The organism is Mammaliicoccus sp. C-M13 (genome assembly GCF_022386845.1).
GTDB classification, from domain to species: Bacteria; Bacillota; Bacilli; order Staphylococcales; family Staphylococcaceae; genus Mammaliicoccus; species Mammaliicoccus lentus.
Genome location: NZ_JAJNHQ010000004.1, coordinates 19370 through 41707, shown reverse-complemented (window position 1 = coordinate 41707; position 22338 = coordinate 19370). Strand labels below are relative to the sequence as shown.

Genomic DNA, 22338 nt, shown 5'->3' with positions numbered 1-22338 from the left:
ACGAAAGAGGAGGTGTCTTATTTATGCAAACTTTATATCAGCATGGCACGTTAGCTACTTTGATGGCTGGTCACTTAGAAGGAACAGCAACAATTGATGAGATTTTACAACATGGTGATTCAGGTATAGGGACATTAACTGGATCAGATGGAGAAGTTATATATTTAGACGGAAGAGCATTTCATGCAAATGAATTTGGAGAGTTTAAAGCATTAGAAGGTAATGAAATGACACCATTTTCTACAATTACAAGATTCAGCGCAGATAAGACTTATTATGCTGCACACGAAAAATCTGACCAAGTATTTGATGAAATATTGAACAACATGAAAAGTAAAAATTTGTTCTCTGCTATAAAAATAACAGGAACATTTAAGAATATGCATGTAAGATGGATGCCTAAGCAAGAACCTCCATATCAACGTTTAATAGAATCCGCAAGACGCCAACCTGAAAAAGTAGTTCCTGAAGTTAGAGGAACAATTATAGGTTTCTATACACCAGAACTATTTCATGGAATTGGAGCTAGTGGTTTTCACGTTCATTTTATTGATGAATTTGAAAGTTTTGGTGGACATGTTTTAGATTTTGAATTAGAAGTAGGTAGTATCGAAATACAAAACTTTGATACATTTGAACAACATTTACCTTCAGATAATCAATCATTTTTAGAAGCAGATATTGATTATAATAATATAGGTTCAGAAATTTCAGAAGCAGAATAAAAGAGCTGGAAATTCATTTTCTAGCTCTTTTTTAATATAAATTTTTATTCATATAAAATGCATAAAAATACGTTATTAAAGTTAATTAAATTTGTTCAGTACGTTAAATGTTAACTTAACACAGTTGTTATAGCGATATTTGTTCACATTTTAATTAATGGAATTTATATAATTATTCAAAATAACATCAGAAATAGATTGTATGAAATTTGCATTATTATTAAAACTTGTATAACCTCATCATTGTGATTTGTTTTGTCGTATTCATTAATCATTGATCATGATTCCAATTTACGATACATAATAACCGACAACGAGGGGTGTTCAGGATTGCAAAAATATAAAATTATGGACTGGTGGACGTTCCTTGGTACGGTAGCAGTATTATTATTTGCCGTAGTACCGATGATAGTCTTCCCAAAAACGAGTCAGTATGTTATTACACAGATTAATGAAACGATTTCTAATTCATTAGGCTCGGTCTATCTATTACTAGGATTAGTAGTATTTGGATTTGTGTTATACATAGCTTTTGGTAAGTACGGAAAAGTAACACTTGGGAAAGCTAGCGATAAACCAGAGTTCAATAATTTCAGTTGGGCTTCTATGCTCTTTTGTGCTGGAATAGGTTCCGATATACTTTATTGGGGCGTTATAGAGTGGGCTTATTATTATCAAGTACCACCTTATGGTGCAAGAGGTATGACTGATGAAGCGTTAGAATATGCTACGATGTATGGCATGTTCCATTGGGGTCCAATTGCTTGGGCAATATATGTATTACCAGCATTGCCTATTGGGTATTTAGTATTCGTTAAGAAAAAGCCCATTTATAAAATTAGTCATGCTTGTCGACCAATTTTAAAAGGTCAGACTGATAAATTTCTTGGTAAAACAGTAGATATTTTATTTATATTTGGTTTGCTTGGCGGAGCGGCAACATCACTTGCGCTAGGTGTGCCAATGATTGCGGCTGGTATAGAGCGACTGACAGGGCTAGACGGAGAGAACATGGTGATGCGAAGTATTATATTACTTATCATTACAGTCATATTCGCATTTAGCTCGTATACTGGTTTGAAGAAAGGTATTCAAAAATTAAGTGACATAAATGTTTGGCTAACATTTATTATTTTAGGTATCGTGCTTATTATCGGACCAACTGTCTTTATAATGGAAACAACAGTTTCTAGTTTAGGTAATATGTTGAAAAACTTCTTCCAAATGAGTACTTGGCTAGAGCCATTTGGTGGCATAGGAGGAAGAAAAGAAACGAACTTCCCACAAGACTGGACTGTGTTCTACTGGTCATGGTGGCTCGTATATGCACCATTCATAGGACTATTTATTGCAAGAATTTCTAAAGGACGTACTTTGAAAGAAGTTATTTTAGGAACAATTATTTATGGAACTTTAGGGTGCGTATTATTCTTTGGTATTTTAGGTAACTATGCAGTATTTCTTCAATTATCAGGACAATTCGATGTTATTCAGTTCTTAAATCAACATACACCTGAAGCTACCATTATTGAAGTGATGCATCAATTACCATTACCTAAAGTGATGGTTGTATTGTTCTTAATCTCAGCGTTTCTATATTTAGCAACTACGTTTGATTCGGGTTCTTATATTTTAGCTGCTGCAACACAGAAAAAAGTTATAGACGAACCACTTAAAGCGAACCGTCTTTTCTGGGCATTTGCTTTATGTCTATTACCATTCTCTTTAATGCTTGTAGGAGGAGAAAAAGCTTTAGAAGTTTTAAAAACTGCTTCCATTTTAGCAAGTGTTCCTTTAATAGGTATATTTGTGATGATGATGATATCCTTTATAAGGACTTTATCAGGCGATCGGATAAAACTAGAAGAACGTGCTGATAAATTGAAAGAAGTTGAAAGACGTTCTTTAAGGATTGTTCAGGTTAGAGAAAAAAGAGAAGATGATAATTTGTAAAATAATTAAGGTTGTTAATAAGTCAAACATTGGCTTATTGACAATCTTTTTTTATATTACTTATCTTCAATTAACAGAAAATTAAAAAAAGAACTGTTGACATGTATGTAACTATCGGGTAAGCTAATCATCATAATTTATTATTCCTAGTAAACATATCAGAATAAAATATTTTTCAGAAATAGCTATGTTTAAAAATAAACCATTTTTATGTAAAAGGAGGTTATTTAAGTCATGACTGGAGTGTTAACTTATGAACGCTTTGAAACGGACCCGTTTGAAAATTTAAATGCTGATGACGAAACAAAGGGCGCTTATCATATTATTAAATGGGCGTATGAACATTATGGAGATTCCATTGTTTATTCATGTAGTTTTGGTGCTGAAGGTATGATTCTCATTGATTTAATATCTAAAGTGAAAAACGATGCTAAAATCGTATTTTTAGATACAGACTTACACTTTCAAGAAACTTACGACTTAATTGATCGTGTTAAAGAGAGATATCCAAAACTAAATATTGAACTTAAAAAACCAGATCTCACACTAGAGGAACAAGCTGATCAATATGAACCTGCTTTATGGACGAGTAATCCTAATCAGTGTTGTTATATTAGAAAAATAAAACCTTTAGAAGAAGTGCTATCTGGTGCTACTGCATGGGTATCTGGATTGAGAAGAGAACAATCTCCAAGCAGACAAAACACAAATTTTATTAACAAAGATGAAAGATTTAAATCAATTAAAGTTTGCCCATTAATTTATTGGACATGGGATGATGTGTGGGAATACATCGAAAAACATGATTTAACTTACAATGAACTACATGATTTTCAATATCCGAGTATAGGTTGCATACCTTGTACATCACAAGTTTCTTCATCAGGGGATTCTAGAGAAGGTAGATGGACAAACTTTAACAAAACAGAATGTGGCTTGCACACAAAGTAAAACTGCAAGCTAAAATTTTTAACATTGAAACATAGTATACCAATAAGATTAATTAGTTTTTTAAATAAAAATTGGACAGGATGAGGTGACATTTTTGGAGTTAACAGTAACGAATAGCCCATTTAATCAACAGCAGTCAGAAAGCATTACTCAATTACTTTCAACACTTACACCCGAACAGAAAGTTTGGTTGAGTGGTTATTTGACAGCTTCACAATTTAAAAATGATTCAAATCAAGCAGTATTAGAACCTACAACAGAAACGAGCGTTGCAACGCTACCGAAACAAAGAGATATTACAGTGTTATACGGTTCTGAAACAGGAAATGCACAAGGATTAGCTGAAACATTAGAAAATAAATTAAAAGAACAGTCATTTAATGTTCAGCTTGAATGTATGGAAGATTTCAAACCAAAGAATTTAAAGAAAGTAGAAGATTTATTTATTATTACTGCTACTCACGGTGAAGGTGACCCTCCAGATAATGCCATCACATTCCATGAATTTATACATAGTAGGAAGGCGCCTAAGTTAAATGACGTTAGATTCTCTGTACTTGCACTTGGCGATGAATCTTATGAATTTTTCTGCCAAACAGGAAAAGATTTTGATAAAAAGTTAGAAGAATTAGGAGCTGAAAGGTTACATCCACGTATTGATTGTGATTTAGATTTTGATGAACCAGCTGAGAAATGGATGGAAGATATATTAAATGCTTTGGCAGTGGAAGCAGGTAATACATCAGATATACCAGCTCAAGTCGATCCAGAACATATTTCAACAACTCAGACTTATTCTAGAACAAATCCTTACGAGGCTGAAATTCTTGAGAACATTAATTTAAATGGACGTGGATCTAATAAAGAAGTAAGACACATTGAGTTATCGTTAGAAGGTTTTGGCGAAGCATTTGAACCGGGTGATTGTATTGGTATCTTCCCGAAAAATGATCCGGAATTTGTTGAAGAATTGATCGAAACACTCGTATGGAATGCAGATGAAGAAGTGCCGATTAACGAAGATGGAGATAAGCTGAGTTTACGTGATGCTTTAACTAATTACTTTGAAATTACAAAATTAACAAAACCAATTATTAAAAAGGCAGCTGACATTTTTGAAAACGGTGTGCTATCAGAAAAAGTGAAAAAAGATAGATGGATATATGGATATGTAGAAGGTCGAGATTTTATAGATTTAATCAATGATTTCCCACCAGAAGATTTACAACCTGAAGCACTGCATAAAATTCTTAGAAAATTACCAGCGAGAGAATATTCGATTGCTAGCAGTTACGAAGCAAATCCAGATGAAGTTCATCTTACAATAGGAGCCGTTAGATATCATGCCAATGGACGAGATCGCAAAGGTGTATGCTCTGTTCAATTTGCTGAAAGATTAGAGCCAGGAGACAAAGTTTCTATTTATTTGAAAAAGAATCCAAACTTTAAGTTTCCTAAAACAGAAGATACACCAGTTATTATGATTGGCCCAGGTACTGGTATTGCACCATTTAGATCATATATTCAAGAAAAAGAAGAATTAGAGCTCGGAAATAAATCTTGGTTATTCTTTGGAGAACAACACTTTACAACGGATTTCTTATATCAAACAGAATGGCAAACATGGTTAAAAGATGGTGTGTTAACTAAGATGAACTTAGCATTTTCAAGGGATACTGAAGAAAAGGTTTATGTACAACATCGCATTGAAGAAAATGGCGAAGAACTTTATCAATGGATTAAAGAAGGTGCAGCAATATACGTTTGTGGAGATGAGAAAAATATGGCGAAAGATGTACATCAATCTCTATTAAACGTTATCCAAAAAGAAGGTCATTATAACGAAGAAGAAGCGGAAACATTTTTAACGAAATTAAAGAAAGATAAAAAGTATCAAAGAGATATTTATTAAGAGGGGGCAAAATATATGAGCACTCACACAGAACTATCTGAGAAATTAGATGAATTAGAGCATATAAAATATAGAAGTAATTACTTAAGAGGTAGCATACAAGAAGGTTTAGATGATGAAATAACTGGTGCTATCGCAAATGATGATACGAAGTTACTAAAGTTCCACGGTAGTTACATGCAAGACGATAGAGATATACGTGACGAACGAAGAAGACAGAAATTAGAACCAGCTTATAGTTTTATGATTAGAGTAAGAGTTCCGGGCGGTACAGCAACGGCAGATCAATGGATTGCAATGGATGATATATCCGATCAATACGCAAATGGAACAATTAAGTTAACGACAAGACAAGCATTTCAGTTTCATGGCATTTTGAAAAGAAATCTAAAAAGTTCTATGCAAAGTATTCACCAAGCGGTTATGGACTCACTAGCAGCTTGTGGTGACGTTAACAGAAACGTAATGTGTAATCCAAACCCTTATCAATCTGATGTACATAAAGAGGTAGATACATTAGCTAGTCAAATTAGCGATCATTTATCACCTCGAACTGGTGCTTATCATGAAATATGGTTAGACGGTGAAAAAGTAGTTGATACAAAAGAAGAAGTAGAACCGATGTATGGAAAAACGTATTTACCACGTAAATTCAAAATTGGCATTGCAGTTCCACCTTCAAATGATATCGACGTTTTTTCTCAAGATATTGGACTAATATCCATCATTGAAGACGATAAATTAGTCGGCTTTAACGTAACAGTTGGTGGCGGTATGGGAATGAAGCACGGTAATACAGACACATACCCACAAGTTGGAAGATTATTAGGCTATATTGATAAAGATAAAGCGGTAGAAGTATCTGAAGCTATTTTAACGATTCAAAGAGATTATGGTAACAGAACAAACAGATTAAACGCTCGTTTCAAATATACAGTGGATAAATACGGTGTTGATTGGATTAGAAATGAACTGAATAACCGTTTAGGTTGGGAAATTGAAGAAGTGAAACCATTTGAATTTGAACATAATGGTGATCGTTATGGTTGGACTGAAGGTAGTGGTAAATGGCACTTTACGCTGTTTGTACAAAATGGTCGAGTTAAAGATACTAAAGATTATCAGTTAAAAACAGCACTTCGAAAAATCGCTGAAATTCACGACGGTGATTTACGTTTAACGCCAAACCAAAATTTAATTATAGCTAATGTTGATGAATCAAATAAAGATAACATTCAAAAAATTATTGATGAATATGGTATTACTGATGGTGAACATTACACAGGATTAAGAAGAAATTCTATGGCTTGTGTAGCTTTTCCAACATGTGGTTTAGCGATGGCAGAGTCTGAACGTTATTTACCAACTTTAATCAATAAAATAGAAGGACTATTAGATGAAGCTGGCTTAAATGAAGAGGAAATTACAATTCGTATGACGGGTTGCCCTAATGGATGTGCAAGACCAGCACTAGCAGAAATTGCATTTATCGGTAAAGCGCCAGGTAAATATAATATGTACCTTGGCGGTGGATTCGCAGGAGATCGTTTAAACAAATTATTTAAAGAAAATATTGGTGAAGATGAAATATTAGAAAGTCTAAAACCAATTCTTATCCAGTATGGAAAAGAAAAAGATGAAGGCGAACATTTTGGAGACTTTGTTATTCGTAAAGACATTATTAAAGAAACATACTCAGGTCAAGATTTTCATAGTCAATAAAAAGAGGTGGAAAAATGGGCAAAGTATATTTGGTTGGCGCCGGTCCGGGTGATCCAGACTTAATCACAATTAAAGGTATTAAAGCAATTAAACAGTCAAATGTCATTATGTATGATCGACTAGTAAATAAAGCATTACTCGAATATGCGTCTGAAGATACGAAACTCATATACTGTGGTAAAAGCCCAGATAATCATTCACTAAAACAAGAAGAAATCAATGCATTACTTGTTACTTTATCTTTAGAGGGCCAGACAGTTACAAGGTTAAAAGGGGGAGACCCTTTTATCTTTGGTAGAGGTGGAGAAGAAGCGGAAACTTTAAAGTCTCATGACATACCATTTGAAGTAGTTCCAGGTATAACAGCTGGTGTAGCAGCTCCAGCATATGCTGGCATTCCTGTTACACACAGAGATTATAGTTCTTCAGTTGCTTTTGTAACAGGCGTTATTAAAGACTCAGTAGATGAAGATGAATACTGGAAACATCTAGCACTGGGACCGGAAACATTATGTATATATATGGGCGTAAAAAAACTCCCGGAAATAAAAAATATATTAATAAAACACGGTAGAAATCCTAATACGCCAGTTGCTTTAATTCATTGCGGAACATCCAATCAACAAATTACAGTAACAGGAACTTTAAAAGATATTGTTGATAGAGCTAGAGAAATTCAAAATCCAGCAATGATTGTAATTGGTGAAGTCGTTAAATTAAGAGAAAAAATAAATTGGTTCGAAGAAGTCGCTCAAGATAAACATATTCCAGAACTCATGCATTAAATCGGAGGGATACAATGAAAGGTGTACTATACGTCAGTCACGGTAGCAGAATAAAAGAAGCAACGGAAGAAGCAATTTCTTTTATTGAAACAGTGAAAGAGAAGGTAGATGTATCTCTTCAAGAAATATGTTTCTTAGAACTAGCAGAACCTACAATTCATCAAGGTATGCATAAATTAATTGAAAAAGGTGCGACAGAAATATCTGTCATACCAGTTCTTTTATTAAGTGCTGGTCATTATTTTAAAGATATACCTGAAGTTTTAAACGAAATTAAAGTGAAGCATCCAGATGTAGTGTTTACATATGGTCAACCTTTAGGCGTTCAACCTAGATTAACGAATATCATTAATGACCGTCTTAAAGAAACGCATGTGTTACCTCATTCGGATGCAAAACTGTTAGTCGTTGGACGGGGTAGTTATAATCCTCAAACTAAAATTGATATTTCGGCAATAACTGAAACATTATATGAAACAACTCCATTTGATGATGTAGAGGCTTGTTACTTAGCAGCATGTGAACCATCTTTTGAAGATGCGCTAGAATCCGCACTTGATGAAGGTCATTCTCAAATATATATTGCGCCTTATCTATGGTTTACAGGCGTACTGGAAAAACATATTGAGAGCACTGTTCAAAATCATAAATCAAATAGCGATATCATTGTTTGTGAGCATTTAGGTCACCATGAAGCGATACAAGAAGCATTGAAAGATCGAGTGCTTGAAACGATACACCATGAAGAAATTCGAGAATTTGCATTAAATAAAGGATGATGTAGATGGCTTACGTGCCAATATTGATGGATTTATCCAATAAGACAGTTGTTATAGCAGGCGGTGGGAACATTGCTGAACGCCGTGTTAGAAAGTTAATAAATAGTGGCGCAAAAATTCACGTTATTAGCCCAGACGTTTCTAATTATATATATCGAATGCAAAGTGAACAAAAAATTATTTGGCACAAAAAAGCAATAACGTCTACCGATTTAACGAATGCGGATTTAGTGGTTGTCGCAACAGATGAAGCAGATGTAAACAATCGTCTGAAAGAGGAAGTACCTAAACACACTTTGCTTAATATGACGAGTAACGCTCAAGAGGGAGATGTTATATTTCCCGGGACATTTAAAAGAGGTAAATTGACTATAAGTGTTTCAAGCGGAGGCGCAAGCCCTAAGCTTGTATCGTCGATATTAAGAAATTTAGAAGATGATTATCCAGATGATTATGGTGAATATGTAGATTTTTTAAGTAATTGTCGATCAATCATTAAAGGACTAAATATAGAACGTTTAGAACAAAATCATTTATTAGAAATCATACTTTCAGATAAATATTTTGATAAAAATAAACAGCGAGAATTTATAGAGTGGTTAACGTTACAACCGAAAATGACTAAAGAAAGGAGTAACATATGCGAAAATTAACGATATTTGCAATCGTGGGGTTCTTAGCACAATTGATTGACGGATCTCTTGGAATGGGATTTGGAGCTACCTCGTCTTCATTGTTGTTAACATTTGGAATCGCACCAGCAATTGCTTCTGCTACGATACATTTTTCAGAAGTTGCAACGACTGCAGCATCAGGGCTATCACATTTAAAGTTTGAGAATGTTGATAAATCGATTATTTTAAAACTCGCTTTACCTGGTGCAATTACAGGGTTTATTGGAGCTGCCGTGCTCAGCAATTTGCACAGTGAATTTATTAAACCGTTTATCGCAATATTTTTACTCTCTATGGGGATTTATATCATTTATCAATTCGTATTTAAAAAGCAAAAAAATAATGAGCTCAATGAAGGTAAATTATCAGGATTTTTACTTGTTCCACAAGGAGCTATTGCAGGTTTTTTAGATGCGATTGGTGGTGGCGGTTGGGGCCCAGTTAACACTCCGTTACTATTATCTAGAAATAAAATAGAACCGAGATATGTTATTGGAACAGTCTCAACGAGCGAATTCTTTGTCACGATTTCTACTTCACTTGGATTTATTATATTCCTTGGGTGGAGTCAGATTAACATCGCACTTGTAGCGGCTTTAGCTTTAGGCGGTGTAGTTGCGGCACCATTCGCAGCATGGTTAGTAAAAACTTTACCTGTATACATACTTGCTGTATGTGTAGGTGGGCTAATTATATTTACAAATAGCAATTTACTTTTAAATGCTTTTGTAGACAGTGCTGTAACGATAACAATCGTCAAAATCGGCATCATTATAGTATGGGCAGGTTTAGTATTATTTACACTTTACCAACATCAAAAATTCCCGTTCAATGTACAAACTCAAAAATCTAGTAAAGTAGATCAAATTAACTAATAGGAGTGAAGCATGATGACATCAACAACTCAAACTGTAGAAGAAACGATCAAGCCACACGGTGGTCAATTAATTAATCGTCAAGTTGAAGGTAACGAAAAAGAACAATTAATAGAAGCAGCACAAACATTTCCGAAGATAACTTTAAATCCATGGAGTATCTCTGATTTGGAATTAATTGCTATAGGCGGTTTCAGTCCATTAACAGGTTTTCTAGGACAAAAAGATTATGAAAGTGTAGTAGACAATTTACGACTAGAAAATGGACTTGTATGGAGTATCCCGATTACTTTACCAGTGACAGAAGAAGAAGCTGATGAATTAGAAATTGGAGATGACGTTGCACTTTATGGTGAGGATGGCCATTTATACGGTGTTATAAAACTTGAGGAAAAATATACTTACGATAAAGCTAAAGAAGCACAAAATGTATATGGTACAACAGAAGTGGATCACCCAGGCGTTAAACGTGTATATGAAAAAGGAAATGTTTATTTAGCTGGTCCTATTCAATTAGTGGCTCGTCCTAAACATGACGAATTTAATGATTTTCATTTAGATCCTACAGAGACTAGAGCACTTTTTAAAGAATTAGGATGGAAGACAGTAGTAGGATTCCAAACGAGAAATCCTGTACATCGCGCACATGAATATATTCAAAAAATAGCTTTAGAATCGGTAGACGGTTTATTGCTAAATCCATTAGTTGGAGAAACAAAGTCAGATGACATACCAGCGGACATTCGAATGGAAAGTTATCAAGTTATCTTAAAACACTACTTCCCAGAAGATAGAGCAAGATTGGTAATATACCCAGCAGCAATGCGCTATGCAGGTCCTAGAGAAGCGATTTTACATGCTTTAGTACGTAAAAACTATGGTTGTACGCATTTTATAGTGGGCCGTGATCACGCTGGTGTAGGTGACTATTATGGCACTTACGAAGCACAAGAATTAATCACACAATATGAAGATGAAATAGATATTAATATATTCAAATTCGAACATGCATTTTACTGCACAATTTGTGAAAACATGACAACAGCAAAAACTTGTCCTCACGATAAATCAAACCATGTACATCTTAGCGGTACTAAAGTTCGAGAGAAATTACGCAACGGTGAACAATTGCCGAAAGAATTTTCAAGACCAGAAGTAGCTGAAGTATTAATTAGAGGTTTGAAAGAAAATTAATCTTGCAAGGAGCGAATAAAAAGTATGAGTACATCTACTAACATAACGTGGCATGATTCCGAAGTTACAAAAGCCGAGAGACAAGAAAGAAACGGACATAAAAGCGTCGTAATATGGTTCACAGGATTATCCGGATCAGGAAAATCTACAGTTTCAGTAGCGTTAGAAAAGGCATTATTTGAACAGAAGATTACATCATATCGTTTAGACGGCGACAACATTAGACATGGTTTAAATAAAAATTTAGGATTCAGTCCTGAAGACAGAAAAGAGAATATACGACGCATAGGCGAAGTAGGAAAGTTGATGGTCGACGCAGGAGTGGTCACAATGACAGCATTTATTTCTCCATACGAAGAAGATAGAAATATCGTGAGAGATATATTAGAAGATGGAGAGTTTATAGAAGTATATACAAAATGCAGTTTAGACGAATGTGAAGCAAGAGATCCTAAAGGTCTGTACAAAAAAGCAAGAAGCGGAGAAATTAAAGAATTTACTGGAATCAACGCACCATACGAAGAACCATCTAATCCAGAAATTATAATAGATACAGAACAACATAGCGTAGAAGAAGCGGTAGAAGAAATAGTAGCTTATTTGAAAGAACATAAATATTTGTAAGTAAGAAGCTTGAGAGACGAAACCATACCCCTAGGCAAGTAAGCAACCCTTAAATAATATATTAAATAATAATCCATAAGATTGAAAACAGAGGACCTCCTGAGACGGTAAAGGATGTTCTCTGTTTTTATTGGATTTAGAATGTAATTGGATGTAATGTTGCAAGCCGGTCATCACGTGCAACATACTGGTGTCTTAAGTTGCAAGCCGGTCATCTCGTGCAACATACTGGTGTCCTAAGTTGCAAGACGAGGTTCACGTGCAACATACTGGTGTCCTAAGTTGCAAGCCGAGTGTCACGTGCAACATACTGGGTGTCTAAGTTGCAAGACGGGCATCACGTGCAATATTCAATATGTCGCGACACTGAGACGATACATAAAAAAGCTCTACTCATTAGATATCCGAACTAATGGGTAGAGCTTTTATTTGAAATTAATCTTCGTTTTCGTCTTCTGGTATTGGGAAGTATTTATAAATTTCTCCTGTTTTGAAGGCTTCACTAATATTTGAGAGCCACTTGTAATAATTTTTGGACTCTATTAGTTGTGTGTGAATAGCAATCGCATCCTCTTTAGTTTCTGCGTCAACATCATCTGCATCAATAATTTTTTGGAGTAATACCACTGCTTCTTTTAGTGAATCCATATTAATCGTAATTTCTCTATCCCATTTTTTAGGGAAGAAATTGTTAAAGAATATGAAAAAATCTTTTTCAGCCATGAAGTGTTGTTTTCTACTGCCTCTAGTGAATTGTTGTTTTACAAGATCGAACTCTTGTAGTTTCTTCACGCCGGCACTCATGCTCGGTTTACTCATTTGAAGTTGTTCCCGCATTTCATCTAGTGTCATACTACCTTGGAAAACCATTGTGCCATATAGGTTGCCAACACTTCTATTAACACCGTATAAATCCATCGTCTCCCCGATGCCATTTATTACGATATCTTTAGCTTGGTCTAATTGTTTTTTGTAGTTATCTGAACTTGCCACTACCTACACCTCCAATAATTACTTTAATTGTATCATGAATTCTTTTACATTGTAGTTGCTTTTGTTTAGCTTGTCTATTTGAAATACAGTGATACGCCATGCTTCAAATATTAAAAGGTAATTTGACGACCTTTCAATTTATATGCTAACATAAGTTTGTAAAGTTCGTTAAATAAAAATTTAACAAAGTTAACGGAGGTAAGTTTTATGGGATATGTAAATAATTTGTCTACGCGTCAATATATTGATGGCCAGTGGGTAGAAGCTTCAAATAATGCTACTCGCGACATCGTAAATCCATATAATCAGGAAGTAATTCTAACTGTTTCGGAAGGTACAGCAGAAGATGCGGCTAAAGCTATTCAAGCAGCTAAAAATGCTTTTGAATCTGGTGTGTGGGCTGATGAAACAAGTGAAAATAGATGTCAAAAAGTAAGAGAAATCGCTGATTTAATTAAAGAAAACAAAGATGAATTAGCAGAGCTTGAAACATTAGATACAGGTAAAACATTAGAAGAATCATATGCTGACATGGATGATATTCATAATGTGTTTATGTATTTTGCTGGTCTAGGAGGTAATGATGGTGGTGAAATTATCGAATCACCTATCCCTAATTCAGAAAGTAAAGTAGTGAAAGAGCCAGTTGGGGTTGTAACTCAAATTACACCTTGGAACTATCCATTACTACAAGCTTCATGGAAAATAGCTCCGGCACTCGTGACGGGTTGTTCGTTAGTAATCAAACCAAGTGAAATTACACCGTTAACGACTATTAAAATTTTCGAATTAATGGAAGAAGCTAATATTCCAAAAGGTGTTATCAATTTAGTTCTTGGTAAAGGTTCAGAAGTAGGAGATACATTAACATCACATAAAGATGTAGATTTGGTTTCATTTACAGGTGGAATTGAAACAGGTAAACATATTATGAAAAAGGCTGCAGATCATGTTACAAACATTGCGTTAGAGCTTGGCGGCAAAAATCCTAATGTTATTTTCGAAGATGCTGACATTGAACTAGCGGTAGATCAAGCATTAAATGGCGGGTATTTCCATGCTGGACAAGTTTGTTCTGCGGGTTCTCGTATTATTGTTCACAACGACATTAAAGATGAATTTGAAACGGCTTTTATTAATCGCGTGAAAAAAATCAAACTAGGTAATGGTTTTGATAAAGATACAGAAATGGGACCACTTATTTCTAGTGAACATAGAGATAAAGTTGAAAAATATATAGAAGTCGCTAAAGAAGAAGGTACAACAATTGCTGTTGGTGGTAAGCGACCAGATAGAGAAGACTTAAAGGATGGTTTCTTCTTTGAACCGACAGTTATAACAAACTGTGATACTTCTATGAGAATTGTTCAAGAAGAAGTGTTTGGACCTGTCGTTACAATCGAAGGGTTCTCTGATGAAAGTGAAGCTATACGTTTAGCAAATGATTCTATTTATGGTTTAGCTGGTGGTGTATTCACTGAAGATATAGCTAAAGCAAATCGAGTTGCTAATAAATTGAAAATGGGAACAGTTTGGATAAATGATTTCCATCCATATTTTGCTCAAGCACCGTGGGGCGGCTATAAGCAATCAGGAATTGGTAGAGAATTAGGTAAAGAAGGATTAGAAGAATATTTAATTTCAAAACATATATTTACCAATACAAAACCTGAACCGGTTAATTGGTTTAGTAAATAAAATACAACAATGAAGTGTAAAATGCAGGAGGATAACATGATGAAAAAATCTTATGATTACATTATTATCGGCGGAGGTAGTGCCGGTTCAGTATTAGCAAGTAGATTAAGTGAAGATAAAGATAAAACAGTTTTAGTTTTGGAAGCAGGAAGAAGTGACTACCCTTGGGATTTACTTATTCAAATGCCAGCAGCATTAATGTATCCTTCAGGTAATCGTTTTTACGACTGGAAGTATGAAACTGAAGGAGAACCTCATATGGGTGGTAGAAAAGTATCACATACAAGAGGTAAAGTGCTTGGTGGATCAAGTTCTATCAATGGTATGATTTATCAAAGAGGTAACCCATTAGACTATGAAGGTTGGGGTTCAGTTGAAGGAATGGAAACATGGAAATATGCTAACTGTCTTCCTTACTTTAAAAAATTAGAAAAAACATTTGGTGCCGATAAGTCTGATCAATTCCGAGGAAAAAATGGTCCAATTAAATTAAGAAGAGGCCCAGCAAAGAACCCATTATTCCAAGCATTCTTTGATGCAGGTGTACAAGCGGGATATAACAAAACACCTGATGTTAACGGATTTAGACAAGAAGGATTTGGACCTTTTGACAGCCAAATTCACAATGGTAGAAGAGTTTCTGCATCAACAGCATATTTGAGACCAGCAATGAAGAGAAAAAATTTAACTGTTCAAACACGTGCGTTCGTTACAGAAATTAACTATGAAGGTAGAAAAGCTACTGGTGTGACTTATAAGAAAAATGGTAAGAAACATACAGTAGGAGCTGGAGAAGTTATATTATGTGGTGGTGCTTTCAATACGCCACAATTATTACAGTTATCAGGTATAGGTGATTCAGAACACTTAAATTCATTAGGTATTGAAACACGTGTTCATTTACCTGGTGTAGGTGAAAACTTCGAAGACCACTTAGAAGTATATGTACAACATGCATCTTCTAAACCTGTTTCACAACAACCAAGCTTAAATAAACTTAAGATGCCTTTCATTGGCTTACAATGGATATTTGGTCGTACAGGTCCAGCTTCTAGTAACCATTTTGAGGGTGGAGGATTTGTAAGATCTAACGATAAAGTAGAATATCCTAACTTAATGTTCCACTTCTTGCCTTTAGCAGTACGCTATGATGGGCAAAAAGCAGATACTGAACACGGCTTCCAAGTACATATAGGACCAATGTATTCAAATTCAAGAGGTAGTTTGAAAATTAAATCTAAAGATCCATTTGAAAAACCAAAAGTTGTCTTCAATTACTTATCGACAAAAGAAGACGAACAAGAATGGATTGAAGCAATAAGAATAGCAAGAAAAATATTAGCACAACCAGCACTTAAACCTTTCAATGATGGTGAAATATCACCAGGACCATCTGTACAAACAGATGAAGAAATCCTAGATTGGGTTAAAAAAGATGCTGAAACAGCATTACACCCATCATGTAGTGCGAAAATGGGACCTGCTTCAGATCCTATGGCAGTTGTAGACCCATTAACAATGAAAGTACATGGAATGGAAAACTTACGTGTAGTAGACGCATCAGCAATGCCGCGTACAACTAACGGAAATATACATTCACCAGTGTTAATGTTAGCAGAAAAAGCAGCAGACATCATAAGAGGAAGAAAACCATTAGAGCCAGACGAAATAGATTACTATATACATGGCGTGCATCCTAAAGATGCTGGCGTAATAAAATAAAAGAAAATATAAATCATAAAAACCAAAAAATAAAATGAGGCTGAGCCAAAAATCATTCAGTAATAATACTGATGAATTAGAGCTCAGCCTCATTTATTTATGAAAAACTATATTATTTATTTAAATGTCTATATAGAGTGGCTCTACTAATGTTCGTTTCTGCTTTAATTTCTTCTAGTGTATATTTTTTAGAGTGGTACATTTCTATCGCGTTTTTTAAATTAATGTCATCTCGTTGAGGTCGACCAATGCGTTTACCACTCGTCTTGGCCTTCTCCATACCAACTTTTGTTCTAAATTTGATGATATCATTTTGAAATTGAATCACTTTGCTGAGCGATTCGATAAAAGTCGTATGATAATCCGGGCTAATTGTAAGGTTAATGTTCTCAACAGAAATAGTAACATTTATTTCTTGGGCAATTTGTATAAGTTCTTCAAGTTGTGAAACTGAATCAGCTAGAATACATAAATCGGTAATGTATAAATGGTCGCCATCGTTTAACTTACTATAAAATAAAGAATTTAATTCTTTACGGTTTTCTGTGTTGGAATGCGATTCTTCAATTAATTTATCAACTTGATTGGATAATTTTAATTTTTGTTGTTCTAAAGAATCATAAATTTCTACTGGTCTTGTATAACCATACTTCATATATTTCACCTCGATAGTTCCAAAAAGGTATACATTTGAAACTCTTTTGTTTATAATGACTTTATTAAAAATATAAAAATAGGAGTTTAGATTATGTTTGAAAATTTAAAAATAGAATGGTTTTCAAATCCTAGTAAAAACATTCTAGCAGGTATTGTAGTGGCTTTAGCACTTATACCTGAAGCAATAGCTTTTTCAATTATAGCAGGTGTAGACCCTATGGTGGGGCTTTATGCAGCATTTATTATTGCGACTACTACATCTATAGTAGGTGGTCGTCCTGCTATGATTTCAGGTGCTGCTGGTGCAGTGGCTCTTATTGTTACACCACTAGTTCGAGATCATGGCGTTGAATATTTATTTGCTGCAACAATACTTATGGGTATTATACAGTTAATATTAGGGATTCTCAAAATCGGTAGGCTTATGAAATTTATACCTAGATCAGTAATGATTGGTTTCGTGAATGCTTTAGCTATTTTAATATTTATGTCTCAGCTTGAACATATATTCGGTATATCAATTAGTACTTATATGTATCTCATTATTACTTTATTAATCGTATATATTGTTCCAAAATTCTTCAAAACTATTCCAGCACCTTTAATTGCAATCATCATTTTAACCGCTCTTTATATGTATACCGGAGCAAATGTAAGAACAGTAGGAGATTTAGGTTCTATAACGAGAGCTTTTCCTCATTTTCTTATACCAGATGTTCCATTTAATGTAGAAACTTTTAAAATTATTTTCCCATTTTCATTATCAATGGCTGTTGTTGGGCTAGTTGAAAGCTTGTTAACAGCAAAAATAGTAGATGATGCTACTGATAGTTATAGTAATAAAAATAAAGAGTCACGTGGACAAGGTATAGCAAACGTGATTACAGGTTTATTTGGTGGTATGGGTGGTTGTGCTATGATTGGACAATCTATAATAAATGTTAGATCTGGTGCTAACAGCCGTTTATCAACGTTTACAGCAGGCATCGTCCTTATTTTCCTTATTATTGTATTAGGAGATATCGTCGTGCAAATTCCAATGCCTATACTAGCAGGTATTATGATAATGGTATCGGTTGGTACATTTGATTGGCAATCATTTAAATATATTAAACAAGCACCAAAATCTGATGCAGTAGTCATGTTACTCACAGTTATTATCGTTTTATTCACAAATAATCTTGCAATTGGTGTCGTTGTAGGTGTCATTTTCAGTGCATTGTTCTTTGCTACAAAAATATCTAACGTTAGAGTAGAATTAAACCAACAAGATAAAAGTTATTTATATTATTTTAAAGGACAAATATTTTTTGTTTCGATAGATTCAATGATGGAGCAATTAGATTTTACAATCGAAAACAGTCATATTGAATTAGACTTTACAGATGCACATTTATGGGATGATTCAGCAGTTGATGCAATTGCTACCATCGTTAAAAAGTTTGAAGATAAACAAAATAGTGTATACGTTAAACAATTAAATGCTGATAGTAGAAAAATCATCTCTGAACTTAGTCAATTAAATGAAAGACATTTAAACTAATATACAAAGGAGAGAGTAACATGTATAAATCTATTTTATTAGCTGCCGATGGATCAGAAAATAGTTATAGAGCAGCTCAACAAATATTAAATATTGCAGAATCAGAAGCTCACGTAACAGTATTAAATGTAGTAGAAATAGACGAATCAAAAACAGTGATTTTACATGGGGCAAATTCAAATCAGCAACAAAAAGAAAAACTTTCACAGATTACTCAATTTCTAGAAGAAAATCATATAAAACATAAAATCGAAATAAAACATGGAGAACCAGCACAAACCGTCATTAATGAAGCAAATCGTCATCAACATGAAATTATCGTACTAGGGACAAGAGGCTTGAATAATTTTCAAGAAATGATGATGGGCAGTGTTTCTCATAAAGTAGCTAAACGATCAAAAATACCAGTTTTAATTGTAAAGTAAATATCAAAGGGATTAGAATAATTATTTTGAGCTTAGGATTTATTTCTTAAGCTCTTTTTGGTATTGCTTTATATATCGCATTTATATACAGTTAATTGTACATATACACTTTTGAGGGTGTGGTAGTGAACTGGTTATGGTTATGTTTACTTATAATTTCTGTATATCCATTTGTACATGTTGTTGTATATCATCCATTAAAGTTAGCAATGGGCGAAATGGTTCATGTAAAGAGAAAGGCGACATTAGCTACTATTATTGTGATTATAGCTTGTTTAGTTATATTTTTTGGTATGGCTTATTTCTTTAGGTTCAACACATGGAAAGTAAGTTTATATCATAGCACCATATTTATCTATCGTTATCATGATATGCGCACTTGTGATTATAATTGAAAAAATAATAAATATAAAAGAAAAATACGCTATTATTCATATTATCGCTTGTATATTAGTCATCATGTTGCACGTTGCGATGTGGCTACAATTATATGATGTTTGGCAACATTTAAAAGAAATCATTTATCAGGTTTGATGAATGTATAAAAAAAACGAGCTAGGGAGATAAATCTTTAGCTCATTTTGGGGATGGGAGAGATCAAAAAAGCAAGAATTGATATTGTTCTTGGATTAACGACGACAATAATCCAAGTAACCACACTTTTGTTGGATTAACGACGACAAAAATCCAAGTAATCACACTTTTATTGGATTAATGAGGACAAAAATCCAAGTAACCATACTTTTATTGGATTAACGACCGCAATAATCCAAGTAATCATACTTTTATTGGATTAACGACGACAATAATCCAAGTAACCATACTTTTGTTGGATTAACGATCGCAATAATCCAAGTAATCACACTTTTGTTGGATTAACGACGACAAAAATCCAAGTAGACATACTTTTATTGGTTAACGATGACAAAAATCCAAGTAGACATACTTTTATTGGTTAACGATGACAAAAATCCAAGTATGAAGTGCACCCCAAAAGTTGAACCAAAAATAAACTTTTAGGGATGCTTATGTTATTTAGCTGTTGAATAATTAATATATGAAAATAAGTATGGCACGATAACGAGGGCGATAACTAATGGTATTGTAACGAACGAATTAATTTTACCAAATACTCCGAGTAATAAATATATAAGTCCAACTATAATATATATTCGAGATGTAAATCGGTGAGTTTGTTTCCAATTCTTTTCACTTTTTAGAGTCCATTTATTTTTGATACCTAAACTTTTGTTTTGTGGTAATTTAGGTAAGTAGTTACCAATAATGATAAGAATTACAGCTAATACAAGCGGGATAACATAGTTGATAGAAATGTTCTGACCAAGTGCATTAAATATCATAATAAGAGAAATGATATATAAAAATCCTTGTGTTAAAGAAGAGAAAAATTGGTCTAAATTAACTAAGTTCGAATAATTCTTCCTTTTTTGATCTTTTTTTGTAGAAAATATAAACGTTAAATAACAAAATATCATAACGGCTATCATTATTAAGGCAGCAATATACTTATTAGCTGTCCAATTTACTGAGCCATTATTACTGTATTGCATAGGTATAGAATCTGGTAAGTAAGCGAATGAAATCAACCACGTTAAAATAGCTACTCCAATGATGAAAATGGCGGTTTTTGTGTTTTTTAATATGTCTTTCATAATAAAACTCCTTTATATTTTAGTTTTTAAACTTAATAATCCAGTTAATTGCTTCTTCAAATACTGATAAATTCAAATGGTAATAGATATATTTACCTTTACGTTCAGCATATATTAAGTCATTAAATTTAAGAATTTTAAGGTGCTGCGATACACTTGCTTGACTCATATCAAATTGTTCTGCTATTTCACTTGCTGTTAGTTTCTCATCTTTAAGCATTTCTAAAATATCTCGCCTTGTCTTGTCTGATAAAGCTTTAAATATGTCTCTCATGAACCCCCACCTTTCCTTTCAATTAATCATTTAAGTATTTACTTAAATGATAAAATATAAAGTGAAAATTGTCAATATAATTTCAAAAAAGAGCCTAAGACATAAAAAATGTCTCAGACTCCTTCATACTTACTATTAACATGTACTTCCATTCCAAATTGAAACAGGAAGTATATATTCAGATAGTGTTTCTTGTTTTTCAAGCCTTAGATTTAAGACTTCAAGTGCTTTGTTGGCTATTTCTTCAATAGGTTGGACTATTGTTGTTAGGTTTGGAAACATATTACGCATAATTTTAGAACCATCATATCCGACAATAAATAAATCTTCAGGAATGTTTTTATTGAACTTTTTAGCAATTTGCATGATAAGTAACGCGTCTACATCGTTTGAAGCGAATACACCATCTACATCTGGGTGATCTATAAATATTTGGTTGAAGATTCCAGTTTTCTCTGTGTAAGAGATATTAAAATCTACAGAATAGTGAATAGGTTGAAGTCCATGATATGTCATTGTTTCTTCATATGCTTCTCGTCTTCTGTTTGCAGGTGTATCTAAAGTATCTGGACCTGTTGTATGTATGATTTTTTTAGCACCTTTTTGAATTAATCTTTCTGTAGCTTGTTTACCGCCTGAGTAATTATCAGATTCGATTACTGGTATGTCTTGGTTCATAATTCTATCGATTGCTACTATAGGAAGGTTTTCATTTTGATACTGTTGAATATTTTGGTTATGTGTACCAACGATTAAACCGTCGACTTGATTTGATAAAAGTTGATTTAAATAGTTTTTCTCTTTTTCAGGATCATTCATTGAGTTCCCAATTATAACTTTATAACCTTGGGAATATAGCTTTTTCTCTAATTCTTCTACAAGTTCTCCAAAGAAAGGATTACTTACTGCAGGGAATAATAGGCCTATAATATTAGTCTTTTTATTATAAAGCTGACGTGCGACAGTGTTAGGTTGATAGTTTAATTTTTCCATAGCATCGTATACTTTATCGATTGTTTCTTGACTTAAATAGCCACGTTTATTTAATACTCTAGATACTGTAGTTTTTGATACATTGGCTAATTTAGCAACATCATCTAATTTAGGTTTCATATTTTAATCCTTTCGCCATAGTATTGAAATTCATTATTCATCATTA

21 protein-coding genes are annotated in these 22338 nt (G+C 33.7%); 16 read left to right on the top strand and 5 right to left on the bottom strand.

Annotation, left to right across the window (positions count from 1 at the left end):
* Positions 1-23 precede the first annotated feature (23 nt).
* The 11 genes from budA (at position 24) to cysC (ending at position 12194) form a co-directional block, all read left to right on the top strand.
* Positions 24-725 (top strand): acetolactate decarboxylase, encoded by a 702-nt coding sequence (gene budA, locus LQ615_RS04375; protein ID WP_017000078.1) that lies wholly within the window; start codon positions 24-26, stop codon positions 723-725.
* Between the two features lie 330 nt (positions 726-1055).
* A complete protein-coding gene (locus LQ615_RS04370; RefSeq protein ID WP_017000079.1) occupies positions 1056-2678 on the top strand; it encodes a BCCT family transporter in 1623 nt (540 codons plus the stop codon).
* 234 nt (positions 2679-2912) lie between these two features.
* Complete coding sequence (locus tag LQ615_RS04365; protein ID WP_070045207.1) at positions 2913-3629, top strand: phosphoadenylyl-sulfate reductase; 717 nt, start codon at positions 2913-2915, stop codon at positions 3627-3629.
* Positions 3630-3723: 94 nt separating this feature from the next.
* Complete coding sequence (locus LQ615_RS04360; protein ID WP_239703752.1) at positions 3724-5541, top strand: assimilatory sulfite reductase (NADPH) flavoprotein subunit; 1818 nt, start codon at positions 3724-3726, stop codon at positions 5539-5541.
* A gap of 15 nt (positions 5542-5556) precedes the next feature.
* A complete protein-coding gene (gene cysI, locus LQ615_RS04355) occupies positions 5557-7263 on the top strand; it encodes an assimilatory sulfite reductase (NADPH) hemoprotein subunit (protein WP_239703753.1) in 1707 nt (568 codons plus the stop codon).
* A 14-nt stretch (positions 7264-7277) separates the two neighbouring features.
* On the top strand, positions 7278-8048 hold the full coding sequence (cobA, locus tag LQ615_RS04350) for a uroporphyrinogen-III C-methyltransferase (RefSeq protein WP_017000083.1): 771 nt from the start codon (positions 7278-7280) through the stop codon (positions 8046-8048).
* Positions 8049-8062: 14 nt separating this feature from the next.
* Complete coding sequence (locus tag LQ615_RS04345) at positions 8063-8827, top strand: sirohydrochlorin chelatase (RefSeq protein WP_017000084.1); 765 nt, start codon at positions 8063-8065, stop codon at positions 8825-8827.
* 5 nt (positions 8828-8832) lie between these two features.
* Positions 8833-9480: an NAD(P)-binding protein gene (locus tag LQ615_RS04340; protein ID WP_017000085.1), complete on the top strand. Its 648-nt coding sequence runs from the start codon at positions 8833-8835 to the stop codon at positions 9478-9480.
* A complete protein-coding gene (locus tag LQ615_RS04335; RefSeq protein WP_017000086.1) occupies positions 9468-10376 on the top strand; it encodes a sulfite exporter TauE/SafE family protein in 909 nt (302 codons plus the stop codon). The genes LQ615_RS04340 and LQ615_RS04335 overlap by 13 nt, the downstream gene beginning before the upstream one ends.
* 15 nt (positions 10377-10391) lie before the next feature.
* Complete coding sequence (sat, locus tag LQ615_RS04330) at positions 10392-11570, top strand: sulfate adenylyltransferase (RefSeq protein ID WP_064211723.1); 1179 nt, start codon at positions 10392-10394, stop codon at positions 11568-11570.
* A 24-nt stretch (positions 11571-11594) separates the two neighbouring features.
* On the top strand, positions 11595-12194 hold the full coding sequence (gene cysC, locus LQ615_RS04325; protein ID WP_017000088.1) for an adenylyl-sulfate kinase: 600 nt from the start codon (positions 11595-11597) through the stop codon (positions 12192-12194).
* Between the two features lie 435 nt (positions 12195-12629).
* Here the strand turns inward: cysC and cudC are convergent, their stop codons facing one another.
* Positions 12630-13187: a choline uptake/conversion transcriptional regulator CudC gene (gene cudC, locus LQ615_RS04320; protein ID WP_017000089.1), complete on the bottom strand. Its 558-nt coding sequence runs from the start codon at positions 13185-13187 to the stop codon at positions 12630-12632.
* A gap of 207 nt (positions 13188-13394) precedes the next feature.
* On the opposite strand from cudC, the gene betB reads away from it, so the two are divergent.
* Both betB and betA read left to right on the top strand, forming a co-directional pair.
* Positions 13395-14885 (top strand): betaine-aldehyde dehydrogenase, encoded by a 1491-nt coding sequence (betB, locus tag LQ615_RS04315; RefSeq protein WP_017000090.1) that lies wholly within the window; start codon positions 13395-13397, stop codon positions 14883-14885.
* A gap of 39 nt (positions 14886-14924) precedes the next feature.
* Positions 14925-16607: a choline dehydrogenase gene (gene betA, locus LQ615_RS04310; protein ID WP_153021222.1), complete on the top strand. Its 1683-nt coding sequence runs from the start codon at positions 14925-14927 to the stop codon at positions 16605-16607.
* Positions 16608-16719: 112 nt separating this feature from the next.
* On the opposite strand, the gene LQ615_RS04305 is transcribed toward betA, so the two are convergent.
* Complete coding sequence (locus LQ615_RS04305; RefSeq protein ID WP_017000092.1) at positions 16720-17262, bottom strand: recombinase family protein; 543 nt, start codon at positions 17260-17262, stop codon at positions 16720-16722.
* A 93-nt stretch (positions 17263-17355) separates the two neighbouring features.
* Here LQ615_RS04305 and LQ615_RS04300 point away from each other — a divergent pair, with 93 nt between their 5' ends.
* The 3 genes from LQ615_RS04300 (at position 17356) to LQ615_RS04290 (ending at position 19627) form a co-directional block, all read left to right on the top strand.
* A complete protein-coding gene (locus LQ615_RS04300; protein WP_239703754.1) occupies positions 17356-18807 on the top strand; it encodes a SulP family inorganic anion transporter in 1452 nt (483 codons plus the stop codon).
* Between the two features lie 20 nt (positions 18808-18827).
* Positions 18828-19232 carry a universal stress protein gene (locus LQ615_RS04295; RefSeq protein WP_017000093.1) on the top strand — a complete coding sequence of 135 codons (405 nt, stop codon included), beginning with the start codon at positions 18828-18830 and terminating at the stop codon, positions 19230-19232.
* 125 nt (positions 19233-19357) lie between these two features.
* The gene (locus LQ615_RS04290) at positions 19358-19627 is read left to right on the top strand and encodes a hypothetical protein (RefSeq protein ID WP_239703755.1); all 270 of its coding nucleotides are present in this window, start codon (positions 19358-19360) and stop codon (positions 19625-19627) included.
* Positions 19628-20263: 636 nt separating this feature from the next.
* Here LQ615_RS04290 and LQ615_RS04285 read toward each other — a convergent pair.
* From LQ615_RS04285 to LQ615_RS04275, 3 genes are all read right to left on the bottom strand, one after another.
* Entirely contained in the window at positions 20264-20905 is a 642-nt protein-coding gene (locus LQ615_RS04285; RefSeq protein ID WP_016999830.1) for an SdpI family protein, read from the bottom strand.
* Between the two features lie 19 nt (positions 20906-20924).
* Positions 20925-21179 carry an autorepressor SdpR family transcription factor gene (locus LQ615_RS04280; protein WP_016999831.1) on the bottom strand — a complete coding sequence of 85 codons (255 nt, stop codon included), beginning with the start codon at positions 21177-21179 and terminating at the stop codon, positions 20925-20927.
* 135 nt (positions 21180-21314) lie between these two features.
* On the bottom strand, positions 21315-22292 hold the full coding sequence (locus LQ615_RS04275; RefSeq protein WP_016999832.1) for a LacI family DNA-binding transcriptional regulator: 978 nt from the start codon (positions 22290-22292) through the stop codon (positions 21315-21317).
* Positions 22293-22338: the final 46 nt, after the last annotated feature.